We start from the raw sequence: 26,697 nt of genomic DNA, 5'->3' as shown, positions 1-26,697 counted from the left end.
TTTCTTTTAATTTTTCACTAGCAACCACTAGTTATGTATCTTTTCGAAATAGCCTGCGCCAGATTGGGAGCTTAGGTTCCTGATATTCATATTCGAACTCAAACTGCTCTAATAAATGGATATCATACACATGCTCATCAATATATAACTCTAAGTCCCTTAATCCAGAAGGATTAAAGAGTAAAATATCTATCCCAATCTCGTTTAGGAGCAACAACAATGCTGCATCAGATCGGCTGATTCCTCCCGTTGCTCCACTATTATAAAGGATAATTCGCGGCACCTGCTGCGGATAATCAAACTTCATAAAAAGGGTAACAACAGATTTCGGCAAAGCAGTCAGCTGCGTAAACAAGAACTGTTTAACATCCTCTACTGATTCATGACCCTCAGGTAGAAGTTTAGGTTGAGCACATACTCTAGAAATCCCTGCAGCAATGGCAAGCTGTACACCTGTCGGAAGCTGATTCAGCCGCCACCAGACACTTTTAATCATCTTTTCTGGATCAAGCGTGCCCTCTCGGTTAAGCGCATGATCATAATGGTATTTATGATTTGCTTTTATACTATTGGTAAAAGGGAAATATCGAATGAATAAGGACAGCTCCCCTTCCTTCAATTGTTCTACACGTTCCCAATAGTTCCGCCGATTTTCAGAAACACCTGAAATTTTGGCAAATACGGAGGGAATATAAATTTCATTTCCTTCAATATAAAAGCCAGGTCGTATGAAGGCCCTTTCCTTACTCATTAAATATAGTTCATCATAGGTCGTTTTCAACGTAATAGAAACTGGTATATGAGATCGATATTGCCATGGTTTAAAAATAGGCGTTTCTTCTGAATGAAGGATGCGGTCAATTTCTTTCGAAGCTTGGTATGCCACTGTTGCTTTTCTAACTGGCTTTGCCTTTGGAAATGGTCTAGGCTGTTTTTTAACAGGAAAATCCTGAACAACCATGAGCGTTTTCGCTGGATCAAACTCTTTAAAAATATCTTCACCATTTGGGTGGAAAATCAATAAATCAATACCCAGTAATTTTGTTAAGAATAAAAAGTACTGTTCACTTTTTGATGCCTCACCATACCAGACGATACAGGGTACACGAATATCATCCATTTTTTTAAGCAGGTCATTAATATGGTTCCAAACCCATTTTGTCAGATCCATAATTACCCGCCTAAAGTCTGGATGCTTTAACCCGCCCTCATGTTTTGATGCAAATTGATTCAAGACTTCAACGTAGCTTTCTCGGATATAGCGGTGTAATGATGCATCCTCATGAGAGGGAATCAACTGTCTTCCTTCCATAAAAGCGATAAATCGATTAACAGAAAGTGATTCACTTTGATTCACTTGCAGCACACTTTGCAGAGATTGAAATATTTGAGGGGCGATTTCTTTATTCAGATTATCACTCCATACCTCAACATTCGGCTTCTGTGACAACTCATATAAGGTAAGATAATAATCATCCTCATCATGGGGAATCCCCAAAAAGCGAGCAGCAACTTGACCAAAACTCAATCCAGCTGTATCTATTTGATGATGTTCTCGTTCAGAACGCGGACTATCTATCAGTTTCTTCCATTCATTATCTTTAAAGGTAATTAGTTGTGGATTGATCTTAGCATATTGGCCAAAAGCGCCCAACGTGCTCCCCCCTTTCTTTACCCATTACTCCTAATAAGTATAACGTATAAGTACGCAAAAGGTTTCATATGACACACATTCGTTGGTAGTAAATTACGTGTTCCTCCTAGCTAACTATCTCCTTGCTGTTAAAGTAATAATAATAGAAAAAAAGAAAACCCATACTTCCAAAATGGAAGCTGGGTTTTCTTTATCGCCTAACATCCATTATGAAGATAAAAGCACCGATTTTTCTACGTGTGTTGCTTTAACCTGTAAATTTGGTTTCACAATATCGGCATCACCCGTCAACATGAGCTTTAAGGCTAAATAGGCAAAGTTGACACCTGAAAGTGATGATATATGCAGACCGCCAGACATACGCGGATTAATTTCAAGAAGCTTCGGCAGGCCATTGTTATACTTTATTTGCACATTATAGACATATGGAATTTGATAAATATCATTCACTTTCCCCGCTATTTCCATTAGTTCGGGAATATCTTCAAGCTGTCTGATCCGTCCTTCTTCTTTCTTACGCGGGACGGCAGCTAGCAGCTGGCCATCATAGGACAAGCAATCAATACTAAATTCATATCCACTCAGGTACTCCATTACCATTAATTCCTCAAATCTGTCTTGCTTCGAGAGAATTTTATAGGCTTCGTTAAACGATATGTAATGACTGATATGGCCAAATAAGTCGATAATCGTATCCTCTGCATCGCGAATAATCCGAAATCCTTCCCCGCCTCTTCCGTCAGCCGGCTTTATACACACAACCTTACCAAGACTGCGGAGTCTCTTATACTCCTCCATAAATTGCGCTGCATTCTGTACAACCCGATATTCTGGAACTAAGTGTCCAAGGCCGTTATCTACAAATGACTCATAAAGCTTCCCCTTATGAGAGATTGTTTCCATACTGGCAAAATCCTCACAAACCATTACTTTCGTCCCGATTTCCTGAAAACGTAAAATTGCTTGAGAAATTTCAAGCGCATGCTGATAAGGAATAAAGACGTCAATTCCATGCTTTTTACAAAATTCCAGACAAAAAGTAATATATTCTTCACCATTTACCTCTGGTTCAATCTCTGCATAATCACATACATGTAAATAGACTGTATTTCGATTTGGATGGGTCCCGTAAATTTCAAAATCGATTCCATCTGGGTTGTTTTTTATTGCTTCAATAAAATGGTATGCTGTTGAAAACCAGCGATTAAACCATATTTTCTTTTTCATAACGAATGGTTCCTTTCTTAAGCTCATGCGGCTAATTTACTAGTATTTGGTATTATTATTCAGTTTATCACAGTAAACATAATTATCTAAAGATTTAATTTTTTCATCAAGAAAATAGCCTGCATAAACATGTGCAAGCTATTTCTATATTATTTCTTCTTATCCCTATTTTATCCTAACAGCCTGTTATTTAACCGTCTGTGATGGGGACATGGTTCTAATGACCGTATTTACGTATTCTAGTACAAAGAATTTACACCGACTTATGAGCACTAGTCTGTAATTCTTCTATATATACTGCACATTTTTTAACTACATTCTTCAAACGTTCATACTCAAGTGTGACGACCATTCTTCCTAGTTCAGAAAGTGAATAACTTTTTCGTCGATCCGATTCCTGTTTAACAATGAGTCCGTCCTTTTCAAGTTTACTAAGTGCTCCATAAAGAGTACCTGGACCCAATGTCACTTCTCCATCGCTCATTTCTTTTACTCGTTGCATAATCCCATAACCCTGAAGCGGGTCTTGCAAAGAAATTAAGATATAAAACGTCGTATGAGTAAGCGGTAAATAATTTTCTGCTTTTTTTCTCATTATAGAACCTCCAATAAACTACACTGAGTGATTTACTTTAAGGGTAATCCTTTACCATCGTTTAATCAACCTGTTTGATTTCCTTGATTTAACTGACTATTGTATAAACCGTAATAGAAGCCTTTTTCCTTCAATAATGAATCGTGTGTTCCACTTTCCATGATTTTTCCCTCTTCAAGGACAAGTATCTTATCCGCCTGTTGTATCGTATTAAGCCGATGGGCAATAACAAAACTTGTTCTGCCATACATTAGCCGTTGCAGTGCTTCTTGTATTTTCACCTCAGTAATGGTATCAATACTGCTGGTCGCCTCATCTAAAATCAAAATGCTCGGATCTGCTAACAACGCTCTGGCTATTGAAATCAATTGCTTCTGTCCCTGACTAATCCCGCTGCCGTCCTGTTTTAACATAAATTCATATTCGTTAGGGAGTTTTACTATAAAACTATGGGCATTTGCCAGTCTAGCGGCTTCCTCTACTTCACTATCAGTTGCATCCAAGCGGCCATAACGGATATTCTCTCGAACAGTACCTTGAAAAAGGTAGGAGTCTTGGAGGACAAACCCCATATGACTGCGCAGACTGCTTCTTTTTACTTGTTGGATATCATGGCCGTCAATTAAAATCTTCCCGCTGTTGGGATCATAAAAACGTGCAAGTAAATTGATTAAAGTTGTTTTCCCAGCTCCTGTTGGTCCGACCAGCGCCACATTTTCACCGGCTCGTACTTGTAAATTAACATTCTTAATCGTCTCACCTGATTTCTCGTATGCGAATGAGACTTCATCAAAGGTAACTTCCCCCTTGATATCTTCCAGAGTTCCGGAATCCAGTTCATCCGCGTCTTCTTCTTCCTCATCTATTATTTCAAAGACCCTTTCAGCTCCGGCAATAGCTGATAGAAGGGTGTTGAATTGATTGGCTAAATCGTTAATCGGCCTTGTAAACTGTCTAGAATACTCCGTAAAAATGACGATAGTACCAATTGAAATAAATCCTTTTAAAGCTAAATAACCGCCTACCCCTGCAATAATCGCAAAACTTAAATTATTAAGGAGATTCATTACTTTAGGAATAAATCCAGAGTATGCTTGGGACAAGTAGCCTGATTGCTTCAATTTCTCGTTTCGCACTTTAAACTCTCTAATCACTCTGTCTTCCTGAGAAAAGGTTTTAACGATCCGCTGTCCCGAAACTGTTTCTTCAATAAAACCATTAAGCTCACCGATGTTCTTCTGCTGCTCCTTGAATAACTTCCCTGTCCGGTTCGTAATCCATTTCATGCCTAAGAACATTAGCGGTATGATGATCATTGTCAGTAAGGTTAACAGTGGACTGAGCCAAAGCATCACGACAATAGTTCCGACCAGTGTTAGTAAACTTGAGAATATTTGTATGACCGAACTATTTAATGTTGAGCTGACATTTTCAATATCATTTGTCACTCGACTCATCAGTTCTCCGTGTTGACGACGGTCAAAAAAGGTAATTGGAAGTTTATGTAAATGACGAAATAACTGGCTGCGCATGGTATATACCGTATCTTGTGCAATACCAATCATCCAATAATTTTGTAAAAATGTTGAAAGTGAGTTAAATAAGTAAATAACCAATAAACTTAGGAGGAGCGTCAAGAAATGATTCCCATTTTTACTCACAATATAATCATCTATAGTCATCCCGACAAGAAACGGGCCAAGTAGACCTAATGCTGAACTGATTACCACCATAGCTAGTACAACCATTAGTAACGTTTTATTATCAGCAAGGTATAACCAAATCCGTTTTATCGCAGCAAAGCGTTTGCTTGTTTTTTTCTTATGAGTGATCTCCTTTTTACTTTGACTCAATCGGAATCTCCTCCCTGCCCATTTGCGAGGTGATGATTTGCTGATACAAGCTGTTTTTTTGAGCTAGTGAATGATGAGTACCTTGCGCAAGCAGTTGGCCTTCTTGGATCAATAATGTCGTATCAGCCCCCGTAGCTGTACTTACTTTCTGTGTAATAATGAAAATGGTACAAGGATAACCTTTCAGAGCTTGAAGTAGTTTTGATTCAGTATTTAAATCAAGCGCGCTAGTACTATCATCAAGTAACAAGATTTTCGGTTTCCTTACAAGAGCCCGAGCAATCGAAAGCCTTTGCTTTTGACCACCGGATAAGTTAACACCCTTTTGTCCGAGTACGGTTTCATACTGCAAGGGAAGCTGGAGTATCATTTCATGAATTTGTGCATCCTTTGCAGCTTGGATAATTTCTTCCATGGAGGCACCCTCTTTCCCCCAAGCTATGTTAGATTTGATAGTGCCTGAAAAGAGAAGCGCTTCTTGTGGTACATAGCCGATTTGCTGCCGGAGCATATCCAGTTTCAATAGTTTACTATCCTGATTATCGATTAGTATACGACCGCTATCGACATCAAAAAGACGTGGAATCAACTGAAATAGAGTTGTTTTCCCTGCTCCAGTTGCTCCAATAATGGCAGCTGTCTGTCCCCCCTCAACTGTAAAGCTAAGATTGTTAAGGACCGGCTTTTGATTGGGGTACCCAAAGGATACATTCTCAAAAGTCACTTTTCCCTCATTAATCATTTGCTTTGAATCATCGGCATGATCAAGTAAATCAATTTCCGTTTCCAACACTTCATTAACCCTTGCAACAGACGCACGTGCCCGGGATATCCCCATAATCAACCAAGAAAAAACAGAAAACGAAGCGGTTATTCGTGTCGCATAGTTGACGATAGCGACGACCTCCCCCACTTTAATTTCACCTGCTGCCAGCTGATTTCGTCCTAACCAAAGAATCACTAGTATTGAACAATTCATCAGGAACAAGAGAATTGGCTGTGTCGTTTCAATGAGGCGCAGGGCGGAAACCGTTCTTTTTTTGAGTACCTCACTTGTTTTATTAAAGCGATTTACCTCATAACTTCTACGCAGAAAGGCTTTTATCAAACGCATACCGACTAAGTTTTCCCGCATAACTCCATTTACATGGTCCAGTTTTTCCTGAACGTTTTTAAATAACCTGCCTGCCCTACGCATCACCCATATTAAAAAGAATAGTAAAACAGGTATAGATAGCAATAAAATGATAGATAGCTTGAAATTAACAAACATAGCCATCAAAGCACCGCCAACTACTAATAAGGGTGCACGAAACATAATTCGTAAGCTCATAAACACCGTATTCTGGAGAACAGTAATATCCGTGGTCATTCGTGTAATTAAAGAGGAAGTCGGGAACTTAATTAAATTTGTAAATGAAAAAGCTTGAACCTTTTCAAACAATTTAGTCCGTACATCAAAACCAAAACTTTGACTGACATGTGAGGCAGCAAAGGAGTTAATTAGTCCCCCCCCGAAAGAAAGAATAGCTAATATAGTCATCACTACACCCCATGTAATCACAACAGTCATATCCTCCTGCAGGATACCTTCATCAATAATTTTTGCTATTAATAACGGCTGAAGTAATTCTACACCCAACTCAAAAAACATGAGGAAAAGTGCCAACATAATCGAAAGCCGGTATGGCTTCAAAAAAGGAATCATTTTCTTCATATTTTTCCACCCTAGTTTCATTAATATTTTTCGGCATTCATTTAGTCACTCTAAAATCTCGAATAGTAGGTATATATGCTATATCATACATTTATTGTAAGAATTTTTAAATAGTTTACCTTCTCAATTGAAAAAATTTTAAAACACTATTGACATTCTATTAAAAGTAAGAGAAAATCTAATTGATAATGATTTTCACTATCATTATTGAACTCATGACCTTGGTAACATAAGCAACTAAGTAATATGTTGTGATAACGACTTCACAACTCTTTGATAACCGGTTCAGGTTATCTCCCTGGCCTCCTTAAACTAAGAATGCAGAAAATCACTAGAATATTGCCCCCTCTTTATTCAAGTTATTTCCCCCCCTGTACTTTAAGCATTCTTTCATTTATGAGAGCCAGGGAATTTTTATTCGTAATTAACTATTTAAATAAAAGAGGATGAATCATCCTCTCAAACTGTAGACAAACTCGGGTGAAAACCTTAGTTTGTCTATTTTTATGGCTTGTATAACTTGAATGTTGATTTCCTCTTCAGGCACTCGCTTTCCGCGGGCGGTCGGGGAGCCTCCTCAGCTTTCGCCTGCGGGGTCTCCCCTAGACACGCTTTTCCCGCAGGAGTCTCGTACCTTCCGTTCCAATCAACTTTGTTTTACCTTTTAGATAGAGACTTTTTCTAGAGTCACTTTATTTGAACATAGAAATTTTAAAAAACATTTAATTCAACGTGATTAGCATGAATTGGACGTTCCGAAGACTATTTGGTCTGCAAAAAAGAAGAAGCCCTGGACTTTTCTTTCATTTATGATTAGATCAAGGTGAAAAGTTTTCAAAACTCAAAGAGTTCCGGAATGAAACATTCCGGAACTCTTTTGTAGACAAAATGAGAGGATGACTCAGTATGAGTCATCCTCTTTCTATTCAGCCAGCATTTTGCTGTGCTGCACGTACTTGCACCTCAATGGTACCAATTGTTTTATTCACAATTACCTTAAGCAGTACAGGGTAATCCTTATTGTTTAAGAATTTGAAGTCTTTTCCGCCATAAGATACGGTTGCATCTCGATCTTTTGGTACATATCCGACTTCTTTTGAATGATGATTAAGTTCAATTATTTCTAAACCGGCCTGATCTACAGCATTATATAACGTGGATGACGTCTGACAGATTCCCCCGCCTATTCCTTCTACTAATTCTTTATTAAGAATCTCCATTGCCTTTTGATATCCTCTAGCTTCTGTCCGTTCACCAACGATTAAGTTATAGTAAAACCGATCCCCAGGTCCTAAAATAATTTGGTCAATTTCACTAGCAGATAAAGCAATATTAGTCGTTCTGCCAGTAACTGATGAATTAAATTTTGTCTTATATGAAGCTAAAAGGGTTTGGTCAACATTGGCTGCCGTCTTTGCTGTTACATTTGGAACTGATTCAATTATCGGTACATTAACCTCTCTTTGAAAAGCACCTAAATTTTTAAGCTCCTCCAAAAGTGGTTTTTTTTCCAAGACAATACGTGCCTGACCTGGTTTTAATGTACCATCACTACTTAATCTTGCTGGAATCATCGGTTGGTCATATTTTGTTTCCAACGACCGAACCAGATCGTTAGCCGCTTGCTCCTCCTGTATTTCAGAAGCCTTCACTACCTGAATTTCCTTGCCATTTCTACTGTCTACTAAAACAAGCTTTGGATCACTCATCTTTTTATCGATGAGCATTAGTTCTTTCTTAACCAGGGTGCTATTCTTCACTGGTTCTTTTTCTTTCGAAAAAACCAGGTCAGTATTTTCCACACCAAGCCATACCCCGCTAAACACTAAAATCCCCACTACCACCAACAGCAAAATCCCTTTTTTCATTCGCTTCACACCCGTAAGTTATATTTTCCAGAATCCAAAACAGACCCTACCAAACTCCCATACTAATAGACACATAAAATCTTCCGTAGATTTCATTCAACACCATTATATACCACATTTAATCAAAAAAGCACCTCTTACTGTAATTTTCATAGGAAAAAAGGAACCGGTTTTTTCTAACGATAGGTAATGTCAAATGATCTTGATAAAGAACGTTTTTTCTACAAAAAAACAAGGGTAAGATGTAGTATTTTATACCAAAATTCAAAAATCCTTGTCACAATCTGATTTTTTTAATTCCTGCAGTTAAAAATATGGCTGCGAAGAGAAGAAGTATCATCGTACTTGTCATGATGGACTCTAGGGTGCCTGTTGCAATAATGTCTGAGAAGCCCCGCATTGCCCAAGTTTGAGGCAAAAGTTCAGCTATCCTTTGCATAAAAATTGGTTCAAGTTCTAATGGCCAATATACTCCCGATAGCATACAAGTCGGGATCACAATTAAACTAGCCATACCTGATTGCTGTTCTAATGTTTTGGCAGTAGTTGCTATGACTAACCCAATTCCGACAAAGGCGAGCATCATAGCAGAAACGAGAATGAATACTGGCAGCGGGTTTCCCCAGCTAACATCAAATAGCAGGTTTGTTGCGAGCATTAAGATACCAAATTGAATCCAGCCGATTAAAAAAAAGGAAAGCAGATAGCCAGAAGCTACTTGAAAACGTGTAACAGGAGTAGTCAACAACCGATACCAAACACCGTTTCCTTTCGCCTCAATAATAACTCCTGTCACCGTAAATAACTTAATCATTAAAAACATGATACAAAATCCTGAACCCTTGGCCGAAATATTCTTTTCATTTATTGCGTCCGAATTCATATCTACTCTTTTAATCAACGTATTTTGGACTTGTTCATCCCTTTGTAACTTTTCAAACATAACTGGCCAATCTTGACCGCTATATTCACTCCACGTTTTCGATGCTGATACATGATTCACGATTGTTGAAAGCTTATTAGAAACATAATCTGTAACTGTACGACTTGAAACAAACTCTGGAATTCTTTCAAATCTTACCTCTGGCTTGATCCCAGTTTTCAGTTCTTCCCCAAACCCTTTTGAAATGAGAATGACACCATCAGCCTCTTTTTTCTTTAGTTTTTGTGAAGCTTCCATTGAAGAGGTTTCCACCAATGTAAAGAGTGAATCATCTTTCCTCATTATGTCGATAAATCCATTTGATAAAGTAGTCTTATCTTGGTCAACATAGAGGATTGTTGCCTTTTCCTCTTCACTTTCATTCATTACATTTCCAAATAGAAGAGTGAAGATAATCGGCATAGCAAACATAATTAAATAGTTTCGCGGGTTTCTAAAAACCAGCTTTACCTCCATACCGCATATACTCCAAATTTTCTTCATTACTATCCCCCCTTCATCGTGTTCTGAGTCGTAACGTTCCAATCAACATGGCCGCGATTCCTACTAAAAACAAACCGATAATAGCAGGGAGTATTTCTACCCAATTAACTCCAGCCATGATGTCTAAAAAACCTGACAGTGCCCATTTATTCGGAACCATGTCCGAAAAACGCTTTAGGATATCTGGAAATTGGGACAGTGGCAGCATGGATCCTCCAGCGAATGCTAGGATTTGTATCCCAATTCCGCTAATTAAATCCGCCGTTCTCATTTCCTTTATGAGTCCGGCGACAAGCATTGAGAGTCCTGAAACAGCCACAGCATAGGCCCCTCCCATCGCTAGCAATTGGCCAATATTATCCCCCCAATGCACTTTACAAAAGAGGGAGGTTCCAAAGATAAACAGAAGGAATTGGATACATGCAAACCCTAATGTTCCTAGAAATTTACCTAAGATGATGGACCAATCACTTGTAGGGCTGGCCTTTAATCGTGACAGCGTACCTAATTCACGCTCCTTCATAAAGGATTTTGCACCAGTAGGTATGTTATACAGAAGAAACATTGCAGCCATTGCAGCTGCATAATATTGCATAGTTGAGACGGTTTCCTTTCCAATCGTCCAATCTGTTATTGGCGTTACTTCATTTCCTTGATTGGTTAATTCCACAGGTAACGTACTCGCTAGTTCAGTAACTTCTCCTGGTTCTGCTGCTATGGCTTGTGAAGTGCTTAAGTCGGACATAACAATGTTGGTCGTGTGAGAAACACTCTGAACACGGCTGACAAATGAAGTTAATATGGATTCAATCACAGAGGCTTTCAAATTTTTTTCAGAACTTGAGAATAACCAAACTTCCTTAAGTGTCCCTTTCTTTACATTCTCACTCCAAGCGGCTGGAATAGAGAGACCCACATCAATTTTTCCATCCATCAGCATCTTTCCCAAGTTTTCTTCTTTATTGGTTGTTTTAATTTTAATAAAATCAAGTTTTCGCAATACTTCTTCAAAATCCTTTGCGAGTGAATCATTATCAGCCGTATACAAACCAATAGTCGTGTCTGCGAAACTGTCTTCATTACTCATAATAGGTTTCAAAGCGGTACCGAGAATAGCAGTTAGGACAAGCGGCAGCAATAACAGCATGATAAGGGCGCTGCGATCAGCCATTCGAATTTTGACGTCATTCCAAGCAATGTGTAAACTTTGCATCTCTTCCCTCCTAATCTCGTAAAGAGCGTCCAGTCAGTTGTAGAAACAGACTCTCTAAATTGGGTTCTTTTCGTTCCATTGTTTCTATCTTTATATTTGCGTTAACGGCTAGCGTAATAATTTCAGGCAGTGGATTTTCCGTTTCATTAATACAAATATCGATTGCATGTGTATCAGGCTTCATCATCACTCTTTCAACACCATGAATTTGTTTAATGTATTGAAGGAACTCCTCATTTAGATTCGTTAGTTTCATTTCGATAACCGTCCCATTTGCTAACCGATTGCATAAATCTCTTTGGGTTCCGAGCGCCTTCACTTCTCCCTGATCAATAATCCCAATTCGGTCACATAAATACTCTACTTCCGCCATATAGTGACTCGTGTAAATAATCGTAACACCACTTTTATTCAAATCCTTGATCGTTTCTAGAATATGATTCCGGGATTGCGGGTCGATTCCTACTGTTGGTTCATCCATAATCAACAGTTCTGGTTCATGCATCAAGGCAGCTCCAATATTAATTCGTCTCTTCATGCCGCCAGAAAACGTTTCAATCTTATCTTTTGCCCGCTCACTAAGTCCAACAAAAGAGAGCACCTCCTCGGCCTTTCTTTTTGTTTCAGCCCTTGTTAGACCATACATTTTCCCCCAGAATAATAGATTTTCACGAGCAGATATCGTTGGGTAGAGGGCAATTTCTTGCGGGACTATCCCAATTTTCTTTTTGATTTCTAAGGGTCTTTTTTTGACTGATAGACCATCTATCCAAATGTCTCCTTGATCATACTTAACCAACCCGCAGATCATTGAAATTAACGTTGACTTACCTGCACCATTGGGTCCGAGCAGACCAAATGCTTCACCCTTATCAACTGAAAAGGAAACATTCTTTACAACTTCTTTTTGATCAAATGACTTTTTTATATTTTCAACTTTAAGCATTTTCTTAACCTCCTCTTCATCTATCCTCCAAAGTTTATAAAATAACGGATTGGTATACATCGAGCGCAAGATAGAAAGTAAAGCACGAAAAAAAGGCCTTCATCAGGCCTTTTGGCTAATACCCTATGCTAAAAGTCATTGTTCATTCAGTTCAAGTAAACTGGTTATTTGAATAACAAGTGGTAAGGATTATACATCTTGATAGTAGGAATTGAATCTTATTTCACTAATAAGGCTAACAGTTCATCCTTTAAAAGTAGCTCCTCATTTCTATAAACTAAGCGTTAGAACATATCATTAATTAGCCGAAAGCTTTTTAAGTAGGAAAATGGCTACTATTACAAATCCAATCATACCAATCATACCTGTTAGATTAGGTCCTAATAATGTACTAATACCTGGAATTGCTACAAGTGCTGGCCACTCTCCTATTACATTAACGGAACCATGTAAAATACTTGCGGGGATTACACTTTTCGACTTTATTGTTACATATGATAACCATATGCCAAGTACAATACATAGAACAGTCATCATTACTATTCCAGAATACGGTGATAACCAGTAGTCAGAACCATAATTAAAACCCAAATATATAAGGGGAGCATGCCCCAGTCCCCAAAGCGTACTACTAAGCAAAATTGCTTTTTCCTTTTTCATTAGTTTCATTAGTAATGGCAGAAAATAACCGCGCCATCCTATTTCTTCACCGAACGCAAATATAATCACCGGGAGTATAAAAGGTGAAATTAATATTCCTACTATTCCAATCACCAAAATAGATTGAAGTGTATGAGGTAGATTTGATGGAAAACCAAATGGTCCATAAGTTTCTATGAGTTTTTCGGTACTTAAATCTAGGTAATTGGGAAATAACAAAAAAAACAATACAGCAGATGCAAAGATCAGTATGCCTGGTGTAAAGGCTACCTTTAAGTAAGTTCTCCAGTTTTCACGAAATTTAGGTTTTATCATTAAGGGGGATTTATCTTTAGTCACTATTCTAGTAAGTAAACTAGCTAAAAGAGGGAAAAAGCTAAAAAATAGAAATCTGTTTGGTAGGTTATATAAAAACACCCAACTAATTAAAATAAAAATACAAAAAAAACTTAAATAAAGTATTGCTCTTTTTATTAACAGATTCTTTTCTATTAATATGCTTTCTTTTCTTATATTTGTATTAATAGACATGTATTCCCCCTACGAGCAGATAGTGTCGAATCTTCAACAATACGCATTCTCTTTGCCCTCCTTCTCATCTCTTATCCACAGTTTATAAGATAATGGATTAGTGAACATCGAGCTCCGGATAGAAAGTAACGCATGAAAAAAAGGCCTTCGTTAGGCCTTTTGGCTAATTCACTATGCTGAAAGTCATGGTGACTAAAAAACAGTTATTCCGTACCTAACCGCAAATATGGCAGCCTGAGTTCGATCGCGCATTTCCAGTTTACTTATGATGTTAGAGACATGATTCTTGACCGTGCCTTCGGTGATATAAAGACTAGCAGCAATTTCTTTATTATTACGCCCCTCCCCCAAATGGCGCAGAACCTCAACTTCACGAAGAGAAAGTTCATGAAATAGTTTAGGTATTTGTATTGTTGAAGCATCATTCTCCTTATTCCTTTTCAGCTCATGAATGATCTCGGCTGTTAGCTGCGGGGGAAGGACCATTCCTCCCGACAATACCGTCATGATCGCCTTAACAATAGCATCCACAGAGAGATCTTTTAATAAGTAACCCGCTGCGCCTTCCTCCAATGCCTGAAATATTAACTCACTGTCTTTAAATGTAGTCAACATTAGGACTTTGGTATTTGGTAGTTGCGATGTAATTAGTTGAGTCCCTTTCACTCCATCTACTTTTGGCATACGGATATCCATTAAAACAATATCAGGCTGAAAATGAATCGCCTGTTCATAAGCATCTTGACCATCTTCAGCGATTCCAATTACCTCTATTTCTTCCCTAAGATTAAGTAGTGCTGATAATCCTTCACGAATCAATGCTTGATCGTCTGCAATCAATACTCTAATCATGAGGCCCCTCCTATTATCCAACGTTTCTGGTGTAACGGTAATTCAACATCAATCTCGAACCCTCCTTGAAGAATACTTTGAAAAAACACGGTCCCTCCATGTTCTTCAATTCGTTCTTTCATATTAATTAGACCAAAACCAGGCGTAACTTTACTAATTCCACATCCATTATCCTTTATCGTTAACGTAATTTTTTCTTTGGTACAAGAAAGTATCACATGACAAAGGGTTGCTTGTCCGTGGCGTTTGGCATTTGTCATAGACTCTTGAATAATTCGAATAAGTGTCGGCTGTAGCGTGCTCGGGATACTAGCTGGATCACCAGCTAAATCAAATGTTGTTTGTAGACCGGCTGATTTATGAAAGTCTTCAAACAATTTACGAACGGAGGAGGTAAATGTTTGTTGTGAGCCTTCCTCACTGTGGATGGTCTTAACCGAAAAACGCACTTCCTCCAATGCATCCCTTGCTAATACTCCACAGATGCTCAATGCTGTTTCTGCTTTTGGTCTATCTTGTTTCATTAATTCGCGAGCTAGCTGTAACTGCACAAGCAAAGCTGTCATTTTATGTCCAACCGTATCATGTATTTCTCGAGCTATCCGGTTTCGTTCTCGATCTACCGTTAACTGTTCTACTGTCTGTGCATACTGTTGTAATTGCTGATGTGCATCTTCTAATTCTTGATGTGAACGACTCATATGTTCATATTGTAAAGTGACCACTTCACTAGCTTCATATAATTTCCGAATTAAATCACCCACTACTGTCCCGAAAACAACAAAAGAAACGCCTGTTAAATTGTTAAATAAATCAACGTATCCAATACGAACATAGCATTCTATCATGACAATTACCCATAAAAAAAAGCTCCCCCATAACAAACGATGACGTACTTTTTTAGCAAATTCAGAGAGGAACAGTGTGATAGCAGTCACTCCTACAAGAATAAAATACAATGTTGAAGAAGGAAAAAGGAATCCGTAAATGAAGCACAGCATGCCATCAATTAAAATAGTTGAAAGTTTAATTTTACTTTTATAGAAGTCATATTGAAAAAAATGATTGTACACAAAAATAGCTGTTATGATGAAAATGATTCCTTTTAGCAGAATCTGATCAGGCGCCTTTACAAAATACATTAAGCTAATCAAGATATACATAACCACTCGAAGATGGATTAACCAATTCCCCAAACAACCACCCGCTATCTATGTTTTTCTTTAATCATGACGAAGATACAAGAGAAATGGAAGTATTTTCTTTTTATTTGGCTATATTAAAGGTAAAGGTTGATTTAAAATACACAAAAAAAATGAGCTGGAAAATTTATTTCCAAGCTCATTTTTCTTTGATGTCCGTTTTTTACTAAAGCACCCGTTAGTTGAATAATAATTCAATTATTCATAATGCCTTCAACAGCAGAGAATAAAATGTATAACGAAGTACATAAAATGAAGATACCCCACAATAAACCCTTAGTTCTTTTATATTCTCGTAACCCCATTATAAGTAACGTTATACTCAGAAGTATTAACATCAATGGTAGTAAGTTGTAGTTTTCCATAACCTTACCGTAAATACCAATTAACATAACAAGGATTGCGAAAATTATTTGAAATAACATTAAAATATCAAACTTTTTTTCTTCCATTTATTTATACCTCCCACTGATAATCTGTCACCTTCAAAAGATACCTATTTAAACTAAACTGCCCCTTTAGTTCCGTAAGAACAAGGTTGCCGCAGCAACCTCCCTTTTGTTGAAGTAAAGCCCTCGTTATTTCATTAAAATTTATCGCAGAGTTGACACAAACATTGCCGAATACAAATTTGTCATACCTGCTTAATCAGCATTTTTCTTTTCATAAAAAATCAATGCTATATGGATAATTAAAACTATGGAAACGGCAATAACAATACTAATATCTAGTATTCCTTCGTCTTCGGGTTTATTAAAAAATCCGTTAATTGTAGTGAATGCTAGTAGAATTAAATAAATATAGATTACATTTTTCGGGAGAAGTTTAATTGAGAATACCGCCTTTTAGAGTTGAAGTTATCAATAGCCTATCAGCAACTATTTTATCTGAAAAGAAAGTGATTTGTTAGAGGCTTAATGTATTTTTTTGAAAGTACCGCACAGTCCGAATACACTTTGTTTATGGAACTAACCTGCCAAGTTAGTTTAAGTGTAACAATTCACAAACAATACCACCTCACGAAAAACAATTATGTTTTTCAAACATAGGAACAATCTCGTCTACAAAAAAAGAGCCCTTTTGAAGGACTCCTCTTACGATTACACAATGATTGCCGCTACTTCTGAAAAAAATTCCTGATAGAGGGCTTGAACTGCCTTCTTTTCATCTTTGGCTTTCACACCGAACATCATGCTCACTTCTGATGAACCTTGATTAATCATCTCAATGTTGACCTTTTCTTTAGCCAGCGCTTGAGAAGCTCTTGCTGTTGTTCCGACATTATGACGCATACCCTCACCCACAACCATAATTAAAGCCAAATCATGTTGAACCTCTATTTCATCTGCATGAAGTTCCTCTTTAATTCTCTTAATAATGCGTGCTTCTGTTTCTCGATCAATTTGGTATTCTCTTAGAATAATGGTTATATCATCAATACCGGAAGGGATATGTTCATAGGAAACATAATTTTCTTCGAGAATTTGTAATAATTTTCTCCCAAAACCTATTTCACGGTTCATTAAGTACTTACTAATATAGATACTGCAGAACCCCTTGTCGCTTGCGATACCAATAACTGGACCATTATTGTTTTTTCTTTCGTTAACAATCTTTGTCCCTTCACATTCGGGATTATTTGTATTTTTTATTTGTACTGGGATGCCTGCACGATAAGCGGGAATTAACGCTTCATCGTGAAATACTGAAAAACCAGCATAAGAAAGCTCCCGCATTTCGCGGTACGTTAACTCCTTAATTTCTTTCGGATGTCTTACTACATTCGGATTGACTGAATAGACGGCATCAACGTCCGTATAGTTTTCATATAAATCTGCTTTTGTCCCATTAGCTAGGATTGAACCTGTTATATCCGAACCACTTCGAGAGAATGTGAGCACTTCTTTGTCTGCTGTATATCCAAAAAATCCAGGGAAAATTAGAATTTCCTTTTGATTACGAAGTTCGTAAAGGCGTTCATATGATTCGGGCAGTACTTCGACATATCCATTTTTATCTGTAAGAATTAACCCTGCATCAAAAGGGTTCACATAACGGGTATCGTATCCTTCTTTTATGAAAAAGGCTGCTACAAGTTTAGCATTATTGTCTTCGCCGCCTGCCTTCAACCCATCTAAATACCTCTGTGGATTTTTTTGATCAGCATAGAGGAGCGAATAGAAGTTTTCACTAATTTCAGAAACAATATCTTCACTAAGCTCTAATTCTGAAGCAATATCTGAATAGCGGAGAATTACGGTTTCCAGTAAATCCGCCGCGTCTTCTCCAGCCAGTTGATCCTCCCCACAAGCAATTAATAGATCGGTGACTTTTATATCCTCTGAGTTTCGCTTCCCTGGAGCCGATACGACTATAATCCTTCGTTCAGGATCACTTGTGACGATATCAATTACCTTCTTCAGCTGTTCTCCCGAAGCCAGCGAACTACCGCCAAATTTCACAACTTTCATGAATCCATCCCCTATAAATTAAATATTCAGTAAAAATAACTCCCCTTATTATCACTCTTTTGCAGTCAATAATCAAGAGGTATTCTACCCTAAAAAAACAAATGTGCTTTTATAACGGAATGTAATGCAGTGTGTCCATTACTTCTATCCGTTTTTACCTATTGCGTTTCGATTATATCGGACTTACAATAAGTATGAATTTTAAATCTCTTTTTAGAAAGAAGCGACGTCACTTGTGGTTACTGGCTGCCTTACTTACCAGCTGTTCTTTTGGAATTAACAACACAATCTTCAAATGGAGCAATACGAAAGGCTACTCCAAGATACATATTCAATTTTTCTTTTATATTTCTGCTTTTTTTCTTACATTAGGATTCAGCCTAATCAGCGGGAAATACCACATTCATCTTCTAGCAATTGTACTAGGGGCGACAATTGGTATTTTAAATGCATACGGCAATCTCCAGATGTCTCATGCCTTTGATAATGGGCCTGCTAGTTTAACTTCCCCTCTGATAGCAGCCAACACTCTATTTCCCATTCTATGTGCGGGTCTTATCTTTAAAGAACATATTACACTCGTTCAATGGGTAGGTATTCTGAGCATGCTTGGAGCGGCATTACTCATTCAATATTCACCGAAAGCTTCCAAAAATGATCATTATACCTTATGGATGCTGCATATTCTTTTAGCCATTTTTTCTTTTGGTGTACTTGGGATATTAATGCAGGTATCGTCTCATCTTCATATTGAGTCTGTCGAGGTTTTAACCGCCATGTATGGCGGGGGCAGTGCTTACTTACTTATAACAATGATAAGAAAGAAAGAAAAAGTACAACACTCAGAAGTTAAAATCGGCGCCGCGGTCTCTATGCTCAGTCTAATCGGTTACTCGTGTTACTTTTATGCATTGAATACTGGAATCTCCAGTATTGTCTTTCCTATTGTCAGCTTAAACTGCTTAGTGGTTGTTTTTATTGGCTGCTATCTTTATAAAGAGAGATTAAAGCTCTATCAAATGGCAGGTGTCGCTATCGCCTTAATCGGTATCATCTTAACAAAGATATAAAAAAAAACAGGGACCCCCCTGTTTTTTTACTATAAATTATTTGGTTAGGATCAAAATACCACCACAATGTGAAATTGGATGAAATTCACATGTACATATCGTTTGTAACATGACAACAAATTCATCGTATACAAAATAAAACTCATCATCATCCCAATAGGTAATACTTTCTTTTCTACAATCCTCCAAATTATCCCGATTTTGAAAGGCAATGTCCCCGATGAAAATTTTTCCGTTATCCGTTATTAATGGCAGTAATTCTTTAATGAACGTCAATTTCTCATCATCGTTTAAATGGTGCAAAGCGTACGTACTTACAATAAAATCATATTTCTTTTCTTTGATTTCTTTAGGCAAACCTGCTGAAAAATCACATTCTAGTACATTCGCTTTTGGCATTTTGGCTTGAGCAATTTCAATCATTTTAGCAGAAAAGTCGAGACCGTCAATACTATGCCCATTGTCATATAGCCGGTGACTTAAAATCGCTGTTCCTATACCAATATCTAACACCAGCGCATGTTTTTTCTGCATAATTTCATTATAAATGGTGTTGATTACTTTCTTATACCCCGCAAATGGATATAAGGATTGATCTTCACTAACTTTAACACTTTGATCATACTTATTTGCCCAAATATCAAATCCTTGTTTATTTAGCATCGTTTTCTCCTTCTAACCTTTTTGTTAGGCACTTTTTGATCGAGGAAACTTAGATAGGAACCTGTTCAGCCGTGATCCTTTTCTCACAATCCAGCCTTGATGTTCTAAGCGTGACTTGCGCCTGATGCCTTCGCTGAGTGCAAAAAAAGAAAACATAGCACAGCCTATAAATATAGCTGCTGTAATAGGAATCCAAGGAGCTCCATCAATATCAATAAGTACATTTGAAATATATAGCGGCCATTCGACAGCTGTATTCGTAATCATGTATGCTCCATTCTCCATTTGTGATAAGCTTTGTGATAAAAATATTCCAAATACCCCAAGCTGTCCGATCAAAAATAACATATTGCCCAGATGTGTGAAGAAATAAGACAGCCACTGCGGTGAACATAGTGGCCAATAATATCTAGTAAACAGTCCTTTAATCCCTGTTCCGAGTACAGTTGCTGCTTCGTAATACGTTGAAACCTGAACATGCTGAATACTTTTCTTCATGAGCTCGGCTACCTTTCCTACTTCAAATACGATAATCAACCCCATCATCCAGACTATTCGGTTTGGGCTGAAAACAATTAATGGCAGTAAAGAAAAAAACATAACCATAAAAATTACCGGAACACGAGAGAATAAGTAATTCCAAGCTTGCAAAATCAGATTGATACTTTTTGAATGAGCTGCACTAACAGCCAATATCATCGCTAAAATAAAGACAGACAGGCTCATACCAATTACCGTTGCAAGTGTATACCTTGTCCCAATCACAAGGTAACTAAGTACATCACGACCTTCCCGGTCAGTACCCAACAAAAAATCTTCGGATGGCGGGAACGGCGGGTATGAAAAAAAATCCGGATAATAGCTGCGCGTCGTTAGTTTGGAATCAATCCCCGGTAAAAAGGATCCTGCAATCGCCAGAAACATAAACACCGAACATCCGCATATGCCTATGAACAGCGGGACATTTTTTTTCATTTATTATCCTCCTTCCGTACTGGAACTAGGAAAAAGGCCAAAATCTCCTGAAGCCATTGGAAAACTAGTAAAATAGCCATCAATAATAAACTGAACCCTATTATTGCTGCAGTATCCATGACCATCGGTTCACCAGCATAAAACCACCCATTAAACTGAAGGGCTCTAATAAGTCTTGTGCCAATACCGCGATACATTGATAAATATTCGACCACAAACATCGCTGACATGATAATTAAGACAATCGGCATTAAATGCTGTACCAACTTCGGCCAGCAATTCAACAAGGCATGCTTCCAGATAACCGCCCACTCCTTAGCACCTTTCGAACGTGCTGTCCGAATATAATCAGCTGTTTCTTCCTCCTCTAATGCTTCTGCAGTTAGACGAGCGATTATAGCAATCGGGTACATACAAAGATAGAAAATCGGTAAAAATACGTTGTACCACTCTTCATCGCCATAAATATCCGGTTTCCATATATCATTTTTCATACAAAAGAACATAAACATCTGAATGACCATAATAAAGAAGAAGTCTGGGACGGATTGTAAAACCCAAGTGGTTCCTTTCCCAGTTAATTTCCCAACACCGCCAGTATGACGGTAATCGTATATTCCCTTCCAGACACCAAAAAAGATACTCAGTAAAAAAGCGGGAATAATAAGTACAATACTTTTTTTAGCATAATAAATGAGTTCTTCTTCCACAGGATCTTCATACATAGTCATTCCAAGTGTTTTATTCTCTTTTACCTCTGTCCAATAATTAACGATGTTTTGCTTATAAGAGCTCCATGTAAATGAATAACTCATCACGTCAACGGTTCCCTCACGATGTGAGGTTGTTTCACGAGGCATAAGGACCAGTAATACCAAAAGCAATCCAATGATTATGTATAAAAGTAAATTCCCTGTTAATCTCGCTGCAAGCTTTATATTAGCCCCCTCCTCTAAATTACGTGGTAACTATTACCAATACTATCAAATAAGTTAGAATATTGCGATATTAAATTTAGGGTGAATTTTACTTTTCATTTATCTATACACTTGTCAACACTTTTTGCATAAAATACAATAAAATAACAAAAAGGTTTGACAAATTTGTGAATTATACTAAAATTAACTATATAAGGAGATGATTTGTAAAATGGAACAATACAAACTACTTAACTTTGTCCGTATCTTTGCAATGATTGGATGTACAATAGGTGGAATCATATTTATTATTAGTTTATTTGAAACCGGTTACAACGATAATCATCTTTTAACGTTTGCTGCGATTGCTATAGTATTTAACTCGATGCTGGTGTTTGGAGTGGGATTGTTCTTTACGATTACCGAGGAACTCATTACAAAAACAAGAAGAGTGAAATCATAAATCTAAAAAAAACCCTTAACGCATATGATGCGTTAAGGGTTTTTTACTATTTACTGATAGCCCCAAATCATAGTTAGCAGTGTACCAAGAATAGTAACAATACCAACGAAGAGAGAGTACCCAATATTTGTGTACAATGTATTTCTATCTTCTGATTCTCCAATATGCATGAAGAATACAATTTGCATGCTAGCCTGAGCAAATGCTGTAACAAGAAGAATCAGCATGCCAGTCGTTGCAGACAAATCAAACATAAGAACAGAAAGGGCGACGACTGTTAGGATTAGTGAGAACACATATCCCATTACTTGCTTCATAGGGAATAGTTGTTTCATATTACATCAATCCTTTCAAGTAGACAAAGCTGAAAATGAAGATCCAAACAATGTCTAAGAAGTGCCAGTACAATGAAAAGATAAACGATTTATTTGCAGTTTCAGGAGTAATACCCTGCTTTCTAACCTGCATGATGATGAACAGTCCCCAGAAAAGACCAAGTGTAACGTGAGCACCATGTGTTCCAAGAGTTGTCATTAAAGCAGATACGAAAGCACTTGTTTGGTAAGTTGCTCCTTCATGAATATATGTGACAAATTCAAAGATTTCTGTTCCAAGGAACCCAAGTCCAAGGACTAGCGTAATTCCAAAGAACGTCATCATCGCTTTTTTATTACCAATCCGCATAGCATGAATAGCTAAACCGATTGTGAAGCTGCTTGTCAGCAACAGGAATGTTTCAATTAAAACCGGTGTAAGTTCAAATATTTCACTGCCTGTGGGTCCATCTCCAGTCCGGTTAACCAGTGTGAAGTACACGGCAAACAAGGTAGCGAAGAGGGCAATTTCTGCCCCTAAAAAGATCCAAAAACCAAATATTTTCAACCGATTTTCTTCGGTTCCATATTCTAAAGGAAGCGAGTTATCTATTTTCATGCGTGAGCACCTCGCGATTTGTTTTCAGTTTCTTCTATTTCTTCAACTGAAATATAGTGTCCATGATCTTTCTCGAATGTACGATAAACCATACAAGCAAAGATTCCGATTGTTGCTATGATTGCTGGAATCCACCAGCTGAATACCATGAAGAATCCCCAGAAGAAGAAGAGTACGCCAAGAATAACTGGTATTCCACTATTGTTTGGCATATGAATTGGCTCATACTTCCCTTTAAATAACGGGATATTATGTTTCTTTTGATCCCAGAAAGCTTCTGTAGATTCAACTGTTGGAACAAGAGCAAAGTTGTATTCTGGAATTGGACTATGAGTAGCCCATTCTAATGAACGTGCATCCCAAGGATCTGAAGTTTCGTTTCTTGGCATGTAACGTGTGCTCCAATAAATATTATAAACTAGTAATCCGAATCCAATTGCAAGACCAAGTGCTCCGACAAATGAAAGCATATTCAAGGCACCAAAACCTGTAGATTCAGAATACGTGTACATACGACGTGCCTGACCATTTAGACCAGTAACAAACATTGGGAAGAACGTTACGTTAAAGCTGATTGCAATAAACCAGAACGTGACTTTCCCGATTTTTTCGTTCAAGCTGAAACCAAAGATCTTTGGCCACCAGTAGATAAATCCAGCAATTACTGCAAATACTGTTCCTGGAATTAATACATAGTGGAAATGAGCTACTAAGAACATGGTGTTGTGGTATTGGTAATCAGCACTTGCCATAGCAAGCATTACACCTGTTACCCCACCAATTGTGAAGATTGGAATAAATGCTAATGCATATAGCATAGGACTGGTAAATTGTATTTTTCCTTTTCGGAGCGTAAAGAGCCAGTTAAATATCTTGACCCCGGTAGGAACTGCAATGGCCATAGTTGTAATAGAGAAGATTCCATTAACTACTGCGCCGTGACCCATTGTGTAGAAATGGTGAGCCCATACTACAAATGAAAGCAACGAAATGGCAACCATACTGATAACCATTGATTTATATCCATACAGATTTCTACGAGCAAACGTAGAAATAATCTCACTATAAATCCCGAAAGCAGGAAGAATAACGATATATACCTCAGGATGTCCCCAAACCCAGAATAGGTTGGCCCAAAGCATATCACTACCACCATTAGCTGTGGTGAAGAATTGAGTGCCGAACAAACGATCCGTTGTCATTAATGCTAATGCCACAGTTAATACTGGGAAAGCAAAAACGATGATAACGTTCGTGATCAGGTTGGACCAAACGAACATTGGCATTTTCATTAATGTCATGCCAGGAGCTCTCATTTTCAGGATGGTAACAATAAAGTTAATCCCGGTCATTAAGGTACCAATACCCGCTATTTGGATGGCAATAGCGTAATAGTTATTCCCAACCGTTTCACTGAATTCTGTGCTGGCAAGAGGGAAATAAGCCGTCCAACCTGCATCAGGTGATCCTCCGATTACGAAGGAAATATTGAATAGCATTGCTCCAGCAAAGAATAACCAGAAACTGATTGCATTCAAACGTGGGAAAGCAACGTCACGTGCCCCAATTTGCAAAGGAGTAACGATGTTCATTAAACCAATGATAAAAGGCATTGCCATGAATAAAATCATGATAACCCCGTGTGTTGTAAAGATCTCATTATAATGCTGCCCATCTAAAAGACCGTTTTCAGGCCTAGCTGTCTGTGCACGCATTAATAGTGCATCAACGCCCCCTCTAAATAACATAAGTAAGGCAGCTAAAATGTACATAATCCCGATTCGTTTATGGTCAACAGTTGTTAACCATTCTTTCCAGAGATATCCCCATTTTTTAAAATAGGTTAAGCCCGCAACGATGGCGATCGAAGCAACGATGATGCTGATCTGCGCCATAAGAATCATGGGTTCTCCGGTTACGATAAATTCGTCCCATTTCATGTGTGTGACTCCTTTCGTTTACTAATTTATTAAACTAGTAGTCTTATCATTATTTATGATCGTGTTCATGTTCTTCGTGATCTTTATTATCTTCTTTGGGACCATCTTCGGAATCGTCTGTTCCATGATTATGACCAGTAGGTGCTGGAGCAAAATCTAAATGTGTTCCATTAAAGGTACTGCGTCCAACATGATCGGCTTCTAGAAGTTCATTAAATTTATCTTCTGTCAGCTCATCAGCTGTTGCTTTAACATCTTTAACCCATTCTTCGTATTCTGCAGGAGGCATAGCTAATGCTTCAAACTCCATATGAGCAAATCCTTCACCACTGAAGTTAGCGTTTCTGCCCATATAAGCTCCAGGAACGTCTGCAGCTAAATGCAAGGTATTAACCATGTCACTCATTGCATACTTTTGACCTCCAAGTTGTGGAATCCATAAACTTGAAATAGGGCCATACGAATATAATTTGAATTCAAGTGGTCGATCTGTTGGGATGTTCAAGTAGTTAACCGTTTCTATATCTTCTTCTGGATAGCTAAAGTGCCATTTAAAATTAGATGATACAGCATAAATAGTCAGTTTATCTTCAGTATAACCAGTTTGTTCATTCTCGACTTTATCAAGCGAGCCAACTGTTACCCACCCAAGGAAGGCAACAATAATGATTGGAATACCAATCCATAGCGCCTCAAGATATTTATTTCCCTCAATATGCGGTGGTTCGTAGTCCGCACTAGATTTTGAAGCACGATATTTAGTAAGCATGAATGCATATAATACAATAACAACTAATACAACTCCGGCCATAGTCCACATGGACAACTTAATAACATTTGATTGCTCTTCAGCAACCGGGCCTTTTGGATCAAGAACGAGTAACGGATTATCACAACCCGTTAACACGGTGACAATAGTGAAAATTAAAAACAGTAAAATTCCCTTTAGTTTCATTTTGTACTCCTTTCCCCTCGAAAATAAAATTATAACTTGCAGTTTCACTGCAAGTGTTAATATATTCACAAACTCACGATTCTATCTTAGTATTATAAAAGAGAAAATACAACGGATTAAGATTTATGTCACAAAATGTTCATTAAACCTCCCTCAAATAATGGAAGCAGGTGCTTTAAATTGGATTATTGGAAAAAGATGAAGTAGCGTAAATCTGAATTGTTCATTTATTAGTTGTCTATACTATCATCCTAAATATTATTTTTTTAGCATAATAAATGTAATCAAAAATAAAAAGAAGCAGGCATCCTTTTAGGACCTGCTTCTTTCTATTCTTTCCATTGTCTTTGTACTTGTTCAAAAGCTCTGTTATAGATTTCTTCTTCTGCATCTTCACGATGTGCAAGAACATTGGTTTGATAAAGCTTACCTTGATAATTTACACGTACAGTAAATTGAACCATTTAAATCACTTCCTTAAAATAGACTCTAGTATTTATATACCATGAATTCTTGAAAAATAAACTTGGTAATAAATATATCATTATTACAAATGACCTTTTTGG

The 26,697-nt window shown here is 37.6% G+C and carries 24 protein-coding genes; 2 read left to right on the top strand and 22 right to left on the bottom strand.

Annotated elements, in window-relative coordinates; all coding sequences use genetic code 11:
• Positions 1-31 precede the first annotated feature (31 nt).
• From MHI18_RS13775 to MHI18_RS13710, 14 genes are all read right to left on the bottom strand, one after another.
• Positions 32-1,654, bottom strand: coding sequence for a YceG family protein (locus MHI18_RS13775; protein WP_340848147.1), 1,623 nt, complete (start codon positions 1,652-1,654; stop codon positions 32-34).
• Between the two features lie 207 nt (positions 1,655-1,861).
• Positions 1,862-2,881 (bottom strand): ATP-grasp domain-containing protein, encoded by a 1,020-nt coding sequence (locus tag MHI18_RS13770; RefSeq protein WP_340848146.1) that lies wholly within the window; start codon positions 2,879-2,881, stop codon positions 1,862-1,864.
• Between the two features lie 253 nt (positions 2,882-3,134).
• Entirely contained in the window at positions 3,135-3,476 is a 342-nt protein-coding gene (locus tag MHI18_RS13765) for a PadR family transcriptional regulator (RefSeq protein ID WP_340848145.1), read from the bottom strand.
• A gap of 65 nt (positions 3,477-3,541) precedes the next feature.
• Positions 3,542-5,329, bottom strand: a complete 1,788-nt coding sequence (locus MHI18_RS13760) for an ABC transporter ATP-binding protein (protein WP_340848144.1) — start codon at positions 5,327-5,329, stop codon at positions 3,542-3,544.
• Positions 5,316-7,046 carry an ABC transporter ATP-binding protein gene (locus MHI18_RS13755; protein WP_340848142.1) on the bottom strand — a complete coding sequence of 577 codons (1,731 nt, stop codon included), beginning with the start codon at positions 7,044-7,046 and terminating at the stop codon, positions 5,316-5,318. The genes MHI18_RS13760 and MHI18_RS13755 overlap by 14 nt, the downstream gene beginning before the upstream one ends.
• A gap of 926 nt (positions 7,047-7,972) precedes the next feature.
• Positions 7,973-8,914, bottom strand: coding sequence for a VanW family protein (locus tag MHI18_RS13750; RefSeq protein WP_340848141.1), 942 nt, complete (start codon positions 8,912-8,914; stop codon positions 7,973-7,975).
• A 277-nt stretch (positions 8,915-9,191) separates the two neighbouring features.
• Positions 9,192-10,340 (bottom strand): ABC transporter permease, encoded by a 1,149-nt coding sequence (locus tag MHI18_RS13745; RefSeq protein ID WP_340848139.1) that lies wholly within the window; start codon positions 10,338-10,340, stop codon positions 9,192-9,194.
• 13 nt (positions 10,341-10,353) lie between these two features.
• Positions 10,354-11,553, bottom strand: coding sequence for an ABC transporter permease (locus tag MHI18_RS13740; RefSeq protein ID WP_340848137.1), 1,200 nt, complete (start codon positions 11,551-11,553; stop codon positions 10,354-10,356).
• A 10-nt stretch (positions 11,554-11,563) separates the two neighbouring features.
• Positions 11,564-12,499, bottom strand: a complete 936-nt coding sequence (locus MHI18_RS13735; RefSeq protein WP_340848136.1) for an ABC transporter ATP-binding protein — start codon at positions 12,497-12,499, stop codon at positions 11,564-11,566.
• A 297-nt stretch (positions 12,500-12,796) separates the two neighbouring features.
• Positions 12,797-13,690: a CPBP family intramembrane glutamic endopeptidase gene (locus tag MHI18_RS13730; protein WP_340848135.1), complete on the bottom strand. Its 894-nt coding sequence runs from the start codon at positions 13,688-13,690 to the stop codon at positions 12,797-12,799.
• Positions 13,691-13,882: 192 nt separating this feature from the next.
• On the bottom strand, positions 13,883-14,542 hold the full coding sequence (locus MHI18_RS13725; RefSeq protein ID WP_340848133.1) for a response regulator transcription factor: 660 nt from the start codon (positions 14,540-14,542) through the stop codon (positions 13,883-13,885).
• Positions 14,539-15,738, bottom strand: a complete 1,200-nt coding sequence (locus MHI18_RS13720) for a sensor histidine kinase (protein WP_340848131.1) — start codon at positions 15,736-15,738, stop codon at positions 14,539-14,541. The genes MHI18_RS13725 and MHI18_RS13720 overlap by 4 nt, the downstream gene beginning before the upstream one ends.
• 200 nt (positions 15,739-15,938) lie before the next feature.
• On the bottom strand, positions 15,939-16,196 hold the full coding sequence (locus tag MHI18_RS13715; RefSeq protein WP_340848129.1) for a DUF3953 domain-containing protein: 258 nt from the start codon (positions 16,194-16,196) through the stop codon (positions 15,939-15,941).
• A gap of 648 nt (positions 16,197-16,844) precedes the next feature.
• Positions 16,845-18,215 (bottom strand): aspartate kinase, encoded by a 1,371-nt coding sequence (locus MHI18_RS13710; RefSeq protein ID WP_340848128.1) that lies wholly within the window; start codon positions 18,213-18,215, stop codon positions 16,845-16,847.
• A 233-nt stretch (positions 18,216-18,448) separates the two neighbouring features.
• Between MHI18_RS13710 and MHI18_RS13705 the strand changes: the two genes are divergently transcribed.
• Positions 18,449-19,285, top strand: coding sequence for a DMT family transporter (locus tag MHI18_RS13705; protein WP_340848126.1), 837 nt, complete (start codon positions 18,449-18,451; stop codon positions 19,283-19,285).
• A gap of 36 nt (positions 19,286-19,321) precedes the next feature.
• Here the strand turns inward: MHI18_RS13705 and MHI18_RS13700 are convergent, their stop codons facing one another.
• The 3 genes from MHI18_RS13700 to MHI18_RS13690 are packed head-to-tail and all read right to left on the bottom strand — an operon-like array spanning position 19,322 to position 21,807.
• Positions 19,322-19,948 carry a class I SAM-dependent methyltransferase gene (locus tag MHI18_RS13700; protein WP_340848125.1) on the bottom strand — a complete coding sequence of 209 codons (627 nt, stop codon included), beginning with the start codon at positions 19,946-19,948 and terminating at the stop codon, positions 19,322-19,324.
• Positions 19,949-19,972: 24 nt separating this feature from the next.
• Positions 19,973-20,923, bottom strand: a complete 951-nt coding sequence (locus tag MHI18_RS13695) for a hypothetical protein (protein WP_340848123.1) — start codon at positions 20,921-20,923, stop codon at positions 19,973-19,975.
• A complete protein-coding gene (locus tag MHI18_RS13690) occupies positions 20,920-21,807 on the bottom strand; it encodes an ABC transporter permease subunit (RefSeq protein WP_340848122.1) in 888 nt (295 codons plus the stop codon). Before MHI18_RS13690 ends, MHI18_RS13695 begins: the two co-directional genes overlap by 4 nt.
• Positions 21,808-22,072: 265 nt before the next feature.
• Between MHI18_RS13690 and MHI18_RS13685 the strand changes: the two genes are divergently transcribed.
• Positions 22,073-22,303: a hypothetical protein gene (locus MHI18_RS13685; RefSeq protein WP_040374438.1), complete on the top strand. Its 231-nt coding sequence runs from the start codon at positions 22,073-22,075 to the stop codon at positions 22,301-22,303.
• Between the two features lie 50 nt (positions 22,304-22,353).
• Here the strand turns inward: MHI18_RS13685 and qoxD are convergent, their stop codons facing one another.
• The 5 genes from qoxD to MHI18_RS13660 all read right to left on the bottom strand — a co-directional run bounded on the left by qoxD (position 22,354) and on the right by MHI18_RS13660 (position 26,595).
• Positions 22,354-22,638: a cytochrome aa3 quinol oxidase subunit IV gene (gene qoxD, locus MHI18_RS13680; protein WP_340848121.1), complete on the bottom strand. Its 285-nt coding sequence runs from the start codon at positions 22,636-22,638 to the stop codon at positions 22,354-22,356.
• A 1-nt stretch (position 22,639) separates the two neighbouring features.
• A complete protein-coding gene (gene qoxC, locus MHI18_RS13675) occupies positions 22,640-23,236 on the bottom strand; it encodes a cytochrome aa3 quinol oxidase subunit III (RefSeq protein WP_340848120.1) in 597 nt (198 codons plus the stop codon).
• Complete coding sequence (gene qoxB / locus MHI18_RS13670; protein ID WP_340848118.1) at positions 23,233-25,176, bottom strand: cytochrome aa3 quinol oxidase subunit I; 1,944 nt, start codon at positions 25,174-25,176, stop codon at positions 23,233-23,235. Before qoxB ends, qoxC begins: the two co-directional genes overlap by 4 nt.
• Positions 25,177-25,225: 49 nt before the next feature.
• On the bottom strand, positions 25,226-26,131 hold the full coding sequence (gene qoxA / locus MHI18_RS13665) for a cytochrome aa3 quinol oxidase subunit II (RefSeq protein WP_340848116.1): 906 nt from the start codon (positions 26,129-26,131) through the stop codon (positions 25,226-25,228).
• A 329-nt stretch (positions 26,132-26,460) separates the two neighbouring features.
• On the bottom strand, positions 26,461-26,595 hold the full coding sequence (locus tag MHI18_RS13660; RefSeq protein WP_340848115.1) for a BA3454 family stress response protein: 135 nt from the start codon (positions 26,593-26,595) through the stop codon (positions 26,461-26,463).
• Positions 26,596-26,697 lie beyond the last annotated feature (102 nt).

This window comes from Peribacillus sp. FSL H8-0477, assembly GCF_038002765.1.
Taxonomy (GTDB): domain Bacteria; phylum Bacillota; class Bacilli; order Bacillales; family DSM-1321; genus Peribacillus.
Note: the sequence above shows the minus strand (reverse complement) of the source record. Positions and strands in the feature narration are given on the sequence as shown.